This window comes from Shigella sp. FJ200513 (assembly GCF_040495915.1).
Classification (GTDB): domain Bacteria; phylum Pseudomonadota; class Gammaproteobacteria; order Enterobacterales; family Enterobacteriaceae; genus ECMA0423.
The window spans coordinates 1-354 of record NZ_JBDYCV010000300.1 but is presented as its reverse complement, the minus strand read 5'-3'; the positions used below and the strand labels follow the sequence as shown (position 1 = coordinate 354).

Below are 354 nucleotides of genomic sequence, written 5' to 3'. Positions count from 1 at the left end.
AGGGAAGGAGGAGGGGAAGAGGAGGGAAGGGAAAGGGAAGAAAAAAAAGGGAGGAAGGAAGGAAAAAAAAAGAAGGGGAAGAGGAGGGAAAGAGAGAAGGGAAAGAGAGGAGGGAGGGAGAAAAAAGGGGGAGGGGAAAAAAGGAGGGAAGGGGGAGGGGGGGAAGGAAGAGGAGGAAGGAGGGGGAAGGGGAAAAGGAGGGAGGGGAGGGGAGGAGGAGAGAGGGGAAGAAGAGGGGGAAAAAAGGGGGGAGGGGGGGGAGAAAGAAAGAAGAGAAGGAAAGGGAGAAAAAAGGGGGGGCACGAGGAAGAAGGGGGGGAGGGGGAGGAAGGGGGGGAGGGGAGAGGGAGAGGA

1 protein-coding gene is annotated in these 354 nt (G+C 57.9%); it reads left to right on the top strand.

The window, feature by feature from the left end:
- On the top strand, positions 1–354 hold a 354-nt coding region (locus ABZJ92_RS22590; protein WP_353765470.1), incomplete at both ends, for a hypothetical protein.